Source organism: Paenibacillus sp. DS2015, from assembly GCF_050433705.1.
Taxonomy (GTDB): domain Bacteria; phylum Bacillota; class Bacilli; order Paenibacillales; family Paenibacillaceae; genus Paenibacillus_AQ.
On the sequence record NZ_JBNPWS010000076.1, the window covers coordinates 1 to 1,870 of the forward strand.

The following is a 1,870-nucleotide window of genomic DNA, read 5'->3' on the forward strand; positions in this document are numbered from 1 at the left end:
ACAAGGTGAGTAGACCAAGGGAATCGCACCCCTAGTCCCTCTCAGAACCGGACGTGAACCTCTCGGCTCATCCGGCTCCCATTATCCAGTCGCAGGCAGTATCCCCATCTGCCAATGTGCAAACAAATGTGGAAGATTCCTCGCTAGTCGTCCTAACCATCTTGTCGCTCTCATTTTATGTCGTTCGAGCTTTTTGTATTTCCTTCTAGCCCAGTGAACAAGGGCTAGATCCATATGACGTAAGACGGGGTATAATTGCGACTTGTAGAAGTGTCCGTAGTAGTTGATCCAACCTCTTATGACAGCATTGTACTTCCGCGACAAGTCTTCGATCTCTATGTCCGGTTTCAAATGCATTCGCCAGCCTCTTATCGTCTGTCTCATTGCTTTACACGCCTTATTACTTACTGCTGGTGTGAAGTTAATGAAGAATTTCCCATGCCGATTCTTCGACCTTCTTGGACGAAAGGTGTACCCTAGAAAATCGAACTTAATCTCAGGATGATCTCCCTTTCGATCCGCATCTTTACAGTAAACAATCTGGGTTTTCTCTGGATGCAGTTCGAGTTTGCATTGCTTAAACCGCTCCCCCAGTCGTTCTAGCAGTCGTTCCGCATCCTTTTGTGTCCGACAATGGATCACTGCATCATCCGCATATCTTGCCCACGGATTATTCGGTTGCTCTTTTACCATCCATTGGTCGAACGTATAGTGCATGAACAGATTAGCAAGTACTGGACTGATGACTCCACCTTGCGGGGTGCCGGATCTTCGTTCTACTTTGTCTCCATTCTTCATTTGAAATGGAGCCGTTAACCATCTTTCAATGTAGAGGATGACCCAAGGACAGTCCGTATGCTTCTTCACTGCTTTCATAAGCAACTCGTGGTCGATGTTGTCGAACAGACCTTTGATGTCAAATTCCAACACCCAGTCATATCGCCAACATCGGGTTCTTGTCACTCGAACCGCATCAATCGCCGATTTCCCAGGTCTGTACCCATAAGAGTCCGAGTGGAATATGGGTTCCACCAACGGCTCAAAGGTCAGCTTCACTGTCATTTGTGCAATGCGATCTGCGACGGTAGGGATTCCTAACATCCTCACCCCACCATTCTTCTTCGGTATCTCTACCGCTTTGACTGCGGGAGGGAAATAGCTTCCCGAGGACATTCGATTCCAGATTTTATAGAGGTTGTCTTTCAGGTTTTCTTCAAACTTCTGAATCGATTGTTCATCGACTCCGGCAGCTCCTTTGTTCGCTCTGACTAGCTTGTAAGCTTCCCATACGGTGTGCCTTGAAATTTCATACGACTTTGTTTTGTCCATTGGTTCCTCCCACTTTCGTAGTTGACGAATTTTCAAAACAGGATAATACAACCCCTTGGCTCCGCCACCTTTTTAGTGGGTTCATTGCTACTACGGGCTGTTCCGCCCCTATACTCCGCATCTGTACTTTCATCCTTGCGGGGTTTCCGCTTGGATTTTTCCATTAGCATCGGAGTCTTAGGTTCCCACGTTCCGATACAGAAGCCTATGTCACGTTCACGCCACCTTCATGCCGGTCACCATCTGGTCAGTAAACAGGTTGCTTCCAGACTGATCCCAGGTTAACGACTCCCCTCTGGTTTTGATGACATTCCTACGCTTTCGACACTTTATCAGTGGTTCACTTGTGTTCGTCTCCGTGTCACATACCTGACAAGGTCTAGCCTTGCCTTTTCCTTAACGCTCACCACCACGGCTTTTGACCACAGCAGCTTAAGGTGGTTTGAAACCTCCGCCTGCACAGCGGTTTCGAGAGGCCTACTCTCATCTTCTGTCCAGCATGGCTATGGTGCTCTTAAGCACCGAGCCTTCGTGGCGCACA

At 48.1% G+C, this 1,870-nt stretch carries 1 protein-coding gene; it reads right to left on the reverse strand.

Annotated elements, in window-relative coordinates:
* Positions 1–81: 81 nt before the first annotated feature.
* Complete coding sequence (ltrA, locus tag J2T13_RS26135) at positions 82–1,329, reverse strand: group II intron reverse transcriptase/maturase (protein ID WP_429375633.1); 1,248 nt, start codon at positions 1,327–1,329, stop codon at positions 82–84.
* Positions 1,330–1,870 lie beyond the last annotated feature (541 nt).